The following is a 6,859-nucleotide window of genomic DNA, read 5'->3' as shown; positions in this document are numbered from 1 at the left end:
GGGCCGGCGGCCCGTGTGTGCCCGCCTGTGCCGCCTCAGCGAAACGAATGCCCACAAACGGGCGGCTGATCCCCACAAACAGACGGACGGCACTGTGCGACAGCGGCCCCTCTCCGTATGCCTGAACCCAGCAGCCTTACGCCAGCGGGCCCGTCACCGGCTCCACCGCGGCGACCAGGTGCCCGCCGCGTACGAACGCGTCCGCGGCCGCAAGGTCGGGGGCCAGGAAGCGGTCCGGGCCGGGCCCCCCGACGCCCGCCGCGCGTGCCGCGTCGATCGCGGCGCGGGATGCCGGGGCGGGGGTGAGGCCCTCGCCCTCGCGCAGCTCGATCGCGCGCGTGGCGGCGTAGAGCTCGATCGCGACGATACGGGTGAGGTTGTCGACGGTGGTGCGGAGTTTGCGGGCGGCCGACCAGCCCATCGAGACGTGGTCCTCCTGCATCGCCGACGAGGGGATGGAGTCGGCGGACGCCGGGACGGCCAGCCGCTTCAACTCGCTGACCAGGGCCGCCTGTGTGTACTGGGCGATCATGAGGCCCGAGTCGACGCCCGCGTCGTCCGCGAGGAACGGGGGCAGGCCGTGCGAGCGGTTCTTGTCCAGCAGGCGGTCGGTGCGGCGCTCGGCGATCGAGCCGAGGTCCGCGGCCGCGATGGCGAGGAAGTCGAGGACGTACGCGACGGGCGCGCCGTGGAAGTTGCCGTTCGACTCGACGCGGCCGTCCGCCAGCACCACCGGGTTGTCGACGGCGGAGGCCAGCTCCCGCTCGGCCACCACGCGCGCGTGGGCGATCGTGTCGCGTCCCGCGCCCGCGACCTGGGGGGCGCAGCGCACGGAGTACGCGTCCTGGACACGCGGCGCGTCGTCCTGGTGGTGGCCCGTCAGGCCCGAACCCGACAGGACCGCGAGCATGTTGGCGGCGGACGCGGCTTGTCCCGGGTGCGGGCGGATCGCGTGCAGCTCGGGGGCGAGGACCTTGTCCGTGCCGAGGAGCGCCTCGAGCGACAGGGCGGCCGTGATGTCCGCGGACTTGTAGAGCGTCTCGAGGTCGGCGAGCGCCATGATCAGCATGCCGAGCATGCCGTCGGTGCCGTTGAGAAGGGCGAGGCCCTCCTTCTCGTGCAGCTCGACGGGCGTGATGCCGTGTTCGGCGAGCAGTTCACCGGCGGGCCTGACCGCCCCACCGGCGCCCTCCGCATCGCCCTCGCCCATCAGCGTCAGGGCGCAGTGCGAGAGCGGGGCCAGGTCGCCGGAGCAGCCGAGGGAGCCGTACTCGTGGACGACCGGCGTGATCCCGGCGTTCAGCACGTCCGCCATGGTCTGCGCGACCTCCGGGCGTACGCCGGTGTGGCCGGAGCAGACCGTCTTCAGGCGCAGGAACATCAGTGCGCGGACGACCTCGCGCTCCACGCGCGGGCCCATCCCGGCGGCGTGCGAGCGGACGATGTTGCGCTGCAGCTGGGTCCGCAGGTCGTGGCCGATGTGCCGGGTCGCCAGGGCGCCGAACCCCGTCGAGACCCCGTACACCGGCTCCGGCTTCGCGGCCAGCGCGTCCACGATCTCGCGCGCCGCGGCGAGTGCCACCAGCGCCTCCTCCGACAGCTCGACCCTGGCGTTCCCCCGGGCCACGGCGAGGACGTCGGCCGCGGTGGCCCCGGCGGTCCCCACCACCACAGTGTGCATATCCATATTCAGGAGCGTACGCAGTGAATCTCAAGATGTCACGACCGGGGTGCGGGTCCGCCCCTTACCGGGCCCTCACCGCAACCGCGCCTAGGCGCCGTCCCGCCCCCTGAACCTCCGCCGCTCCCCCGCCGGGAGCGTCGGCGGCGCCGGTGCGTCGACCAGGCGCACCACCGGGTCGTCGGCCCCTTCGCGCCCCGCGACCACCGGGCTCACCGCCCTTGCCGCCTTCGCCCGGTACTGCGCGGCGTCGGCGAGCCGGAACAGCCGGCGCGCCGACCGCACAGGGCCGATGGGCTCCCCGGTCGAGGCAACCCCGCACGCGACCCCCTCGCCGAGCTCCAACTCACCCGCCCGCTTACAGAGTTCCTCGGCCACGCGTACCACCGCCTCCGCGGACGGACCCACCGCGAGCAGGCAGAACTCGTCCCCGCCGAGCCGCGCCGCGAGCGCGCCCGGCAGCATCGCGCCGCACAGCGACAGCACCGAGCCGAACCGCTCGAGCAGGTGGTCGCCGACCGCGTGACCATGGGTGTCGTTGACCCGCTTCAGGCCGTTCAGATCGCAGACGACGAGGCTGACCACGGCGCCTTCCGTGCGGTGGCGCTCCAGGGCCTGGTCCAGGCGGGCGTCCACGGCGCGCCGGTTGGCGAGGCCGGTGAGGGAGTCCGTGAAGGCCAGGCGCCGCGCCTCCTCCAGGCGCTCGGTCTGGTCGATGCCGGCCGCGACGACGGCGGCCAGGACGGTCGCGAAGTCCGCGTCGTCGCGGTCGAAGACCGCCTCCCCGACGGGGCGGGCGACGTACAGCTCGCCCCAGGCCCTGCCGTGCTGCACGATCGGCGCCACGACGCAGCAGCCGCGGCCGCGCCGCCGGAGCGCGGCCACTCTCTGATGGCAGTAGCCGGCATCCCGGGCGGAGCCCTCGGCCGGGCCCTCCGCCGTCTCCACCCAGGCGTTCGGCTCGCCCCCGCCGACCCACCGCTCGTGCAGGAACTCCGTGATCTCGGGGAACTGGTGTACGGGATACGCCTCGCACTCGGGAAACTCCGCCTCGCCCGGCGCCCGTTCCCCCGCGTTCACGAGTACGCGGAGGCGGCCCCGTTCCCTCTCCCACACCGACAGTGCGGCGAAGTTCCCCGACAGTGCGCGGCAGGCGCCCTCCGCGGCGGCCTTCCAGGACTCCCGCGGCGTCTGCGCCGCCGCCATCGCCTGCGCCAGCGCCACCACGGCACGCAACCGCACGTCCTCGCCCATCACTCCAGGCTAGGGAGTTTTGCACCGATTTGAGACATTGATGCGGCGAACGATACGGCGAACAGGGTGCCTGACCGGCAGCCCCGCCGCCCGTCCGGGCGAGGGCGGAGACCTGGCCCCCGCGGCGCCGGGCTGGCATGATCGTACGGCGACGCTAACGATCGTTAACCTATGCGGTTCCGAGGGGTGTGGATCATGAGTGAGCAGCGGTACGGGGAGTTCGTCGCGGTGCGGCGGCACGAGCACGTCGCCGAGCTCGTCCTCGACCGGCCGAAGGCCATGAACGCCGTGTCGACGGAGATGGCGCGGTCCATCGCCGCCGCGTGCGATGCGCTCGCCGCGGACCGGGACGCGCGCGTGGTCGTCGTGACGTCGACGCACGAACGGGCCTTCTGCGTCGGCGCCGACCTCAAGGAGCGGAACTCGCTCTCCGACGCGGAACTGGTGCGCCAGCGCCCCGTCGCCCGTGCCGCCTACACCGGCGTACTGGACCTGCCGATGCCGACCGTCGCCGCCGTGCACGGCTTCGCACTGGGCGGCGGGTTCGAACTCGCGCTCGCCTGCGACCTGATCGTGGCCGACCGTACGGCGGTCGTGGGGCTGCCCGAGGTGTCGGTGGGGGTCATTCCCGGGGGCGGCGGCACCCAGCTGCTGCCGCGCCGGGTGGGGGCGGCTCGGGCCGCGGAGCTGATCTTCTCGGCGCGGCGGGTCGAGGCCGCCGAGGCCCGGGAGCTGGGCCTCGTCGACCAGCTGGCGGCGGAGGGCCAGGACCGGGCGGAGGCGCTGGCGCTCGCCGCGCGCATCGCCGCCAACTCACCCGTCGGCCTGCGATCGGCCAAGCGAGCGCTACGGCTGGGCCACGGCCTCGACCTGCGCACCGGCCTCGAGGTGGAGGACGCCGCCTGGCGCGCCACCGCGTTCTCGGGAGACCGGGCGGAGGGGGTAGCGGCTTTCAACGAGAAGCGGAAGCCGGTGTGGCCCGGGGAGTAGAGCTCCGACCGCGACGGCGAGCGCCCCCTCAGTCCCGCCGACTGAGCAACCACGGCTCCACGACACCGAGCCCCCGCACCGGCCGCTGCCACATCGGCTGGAGCGCGAAGCGATACGTGGGCGGCTCCTCCCCCTCCTTCTCCGCGGCCGCCGCGGCCTCCGCCGCCTCCGCCTCGGACGCGGGAGCCTCCCCGGTACGGGTGAGCTCCTCCGCGAAGGCGTTGTCGACGAGTACGGCGTCCCGGGGCGCTATGGAGGTGAGCCGGCTGGCCAGGTTCACCGTTGTACCGAAGACGTCGCCCATCCGCGTCGTCACCGTGCCGAAGGCGATGCCGACGCGCAGTTCCGGCATCGTCTCGTCGTTGTGCATCGTCTCGATGAGACGGATCCCGATCTCGGCCGCCGTCCCCGCGTCGTCGGCGGAGTAGAGGACCTCGTCGCCCAGCGTCTTGATCAGCCGTCCGCCGCGCGCGGCCACCAGATCGGCCGCCGTCGTCTCGAACGCCTCGACCAGCTCGCCGAGCTCCTCCTCCTCCAGGCGCCGCGTCAGCCGCGTGAAGCCGACCAGGTCGGCGAAGCCGACGGCGAGCCGGCGGTCGAACATCTCCTCATCGTCCGCGACCTGCACCACGCGCCCGGTGGCGGCCGCGAGCTGGCGTCGCCAGACGTAGACGATGAACTCCTCCAGCTCCGGCAGGAGCAGCTCCATCAGGGGATACGTCACCTCGGTGCGCGTCATCCCCGGCTCCGGCGGCTCCGTCAGGCCCGCCAGGAACGAGTCGATCTGCCAGTCCGCCAGCCGGGCGGTGGTCTGGCCGGTGGAGCGGGCCACCTGGACCGCCATCGCCTCGCTCAGCAGTCCTGCCTCGACCAGACCGGCGAGGCGCCGCAGCGCCAGTACGTCCGCCTCGGTCAGCGCCTTGGCCTGGCCTATGTCGGCGAAGCCCATCGCGCGCCAGAAGCGGGATGCCAGCTCCATGGACACGCCTGCGCTGCGCGCCGCCTGGAAGGGCGTGTAACGGCGTTCGGCTCCGAGGATGAGCCCCTCGAGCCGGAGGGCGAGCGGGTCCTCACCGCGTTCACCACGGCCGGCCGCTCCGGACCGCCCGTCGACCCGGTCGGGTCCGCGATGGGCGGCGTCACGATCCGGAGCGCGCTCACGATCCGGGGCACGCTCCGGGACACGGACAGAAGCCGGTCCTGAGGTGGCGGGGGCAATGCCGGAGGCGGGCCCCGCACCCTGTCCGGAATCCCGGTCGGAATCCCGGTCGGAGCCGTCACGCCGGTCCGCGCCGGGACCCTGCTCGGTGCCGGGAACGTCCACTGAGCCGGCGGCCCGCTCGAGCCCCGGGTCCAGCGGCCAGCGATCCCTGTCCGGCCCTGCCGAAGGATCCGCGGCCCGGTCCGCGGCAGCGCCCCCGGCGATACGGCCGGGCTCGCCGTCGGGGGCGGGGTGTGCGCCCGCGCCCGAGCCCGTGTCGTCGACGCTCACGCCTGCTGCCCTTCCGATCTGCCGCGGTCAATACGACCGGCCCCAACTTTACTGAGATCTACCTCACGGGGGCGTACCGGGCGCATCGTCCGACCTGCCTTTCCGGCCGGGGCCCCGGGCCGCGCGGTGGAGCCGCCGATGTCACGGTCCCCGGGAAGACACTGAAGACACAGTACGGCAGGTGTGCCCCAGCTCACTCCGAAGCCTTCCCGCACTTCCGAGTCTCCGCCCCTGCCCGGGCCCCCGCCCACCCGCTCGGCCCGGCCGGCCCGCGGCGGCGCCGTCATGACGGAGGCGCCCTGAGCCCACTCCGAGCCCCGCCCGACCCGCGGCTACGCCGGCCGCAGATGCACGATGTCGCCCGCGCCCACCGGCTGCTGCACCCCGTCCTCCGTGGCGAGGACGAGGCGGCCGTCGCCGTCGATCGCGACCGCCTCACCGCTGATCGTCCGGTCGCCGGGCAGCTCGGCGCGCACCCGGCGGCCGAGCGTCGCGCACCCGGCCGCGTACGTCTCCTGCAGTCGGCACGCGACCGGGTCGCCGCCCGCCGCGCGCCAGTCGCCGTACCACCGCTCGAGCGAACGCAGCACCGCGCGCAGCAGCGGATCACGGTCGGTGGAGGCGGCGCCCGCGAGCGCGAGGGAGCCGGCGGTCGGCACCGGGAGCTCGCCGGAGCGAAGCGTCACGTTGATGCCGATGCCGATGACGACCCCGTCCGCACCGGCCCGCTCGGCGAGGATGCCGCCGGTCTTGCGTTCCTCGCCGCCGACGGTGACGAGCAGGTCGTTGGGCCATTTGAGCGCCGTGTCGACGCCGGCGGCGCGGGACACGGCGGTCGCCGTGGCGACCCCGGCGAGCAGCGGCAGCCAGCCCCACCGCTCCACGGGCACCTCAGCGGGCTTGAGGAGTACGGAGAAGAAGAGTCCCGAACGCGCGGGCGCGGTCCACTGGCGGTCGAGCCGTCCGCGCCCCGAGCTCTGCTCCTCGGCCACGAGCACGGCGCCCTCCTCCAGGGCGTCGGCCCGCGCCGCGAGGTCGGTGTTGGTGGAGCCGGTCGAGGCGACCACGTCGAGGGAGGTCCACAGCCCGCCGGGCCGCACCAGTACGCGGCGCAGGGAGGCGGCGTTGAGGGGCGGCCGGTCGAGGTCGGACCAGCGGTTGTCTGGAGCATCTGACGGCGTCATGCAAGCCACACTAGGTGTGGGAAACACCGCACCGCCGATCGGTAGCCACGCCGATACGCTACGAGGCAGTAGCCAGCCCACACGTCCATTTGAGCAGGCAGGGAGCCTCATCCCGATGTCCGAGCCGGCAGAGTCACAGGTGGCGCAGAAGCCACAGGAGACTGACATCCACACGACCGCGGGGAAGCTCGCGGACCTGCAGCGCCGTATCCAGGAGGCGACGCATGCCGGCTCCGAGCGCGCGGTAGAGAAGCAGCA

5 protein-coding genes are annotated in these 6,859 nt (G+C 73.8%); 1 reads left to right on the top strand and 4 read right to left on the bottom strand.

All coding sequences use genetic code 11. The features are described 5' to 3' along the window. Positions 1–136: 136 nt before the first annotated feature. Positions 137–1,681: a histidine ammonia-lyase gene (gene hutH, locus ACWD4J_RS43800; RefSeq protein WP_451401150.1), complete on the bottom strand. Its 1,545-nt coding sequence runs from the start codon at positions 1,679–1,681 to the stop codon at positions 137–139. A 90-nt stretch (positions 1,682–1,771) separates the two neighbouring features. Next, positions 1,772–2,935, bottom strand: a complete 1,164-nt coding sequence (locus ACWD4J_RS43795) for a GGDEF domain-containing protein (protein ID WP_451401148.1) — start codon at positions 2,933–2,935, stop codon at positions 1,772–1,774. Positions 2,936–3,130: 195 nt separating this feature from the next. Between ACWD4J_RS43795 and ACWD4J_RS43790 the strand changes: the two genes are divergently transcribed. Continuing rightward, positions 3,131–3,925 carry an enoyl-CoA hydratase/isomerase family protein gene (locus ACWD4J_RS43790; protein ID WP_451401147.1) on the top strand — a complete coding sequence of 265 codons (795 nt, stop codon included), beginning with the start codon at positions 3,131–3,133 and terminating at the stop codon, positions 3,923–3,925. 28 nt (positions 3,926–3,953) lie between these two features. Here ACWD4J_RS43790 and ACWD4J_RS43785 read toward each other — a convergent pair whose 3' ends face one another. After that, the gene (locus ACWD4J_RS43785) at positions 3,954–5,144 is read right to left on the bottom strand and encodes an adenylate/guanylate cyclase domain-containing protein (protein ID WP_451401149.1); all 1,191 of its coding nucleotides are present in this window, start codon (positions 5,142–5,144) and stop codon (positions 3,954–3,956) included. 605 nt (positions 5,145–5,749) lie between these two features. Beyond that, a complete protein-coding gene (locus ACWD4J_RS43780) occupies positions 5,750–6,601 on the bottom strand; it encodes a biotin--[acetyl-CoA-carboxylase] ligase (protein WP_451401146.1) in 852 nt (283 codons plus the stop codon). Between the last annotated feature and the right edge of the window lie 258 nt (positions 6,602–6,859).

Source organism: Streptomyces sp. NPDC002577, from assembly GCF_053594815.1.
The sequence above is the reverse complement of the archived record's forward strand: the minus strand, read 5'-3'. Positions and strand labels throughout refer to the sequence as shown.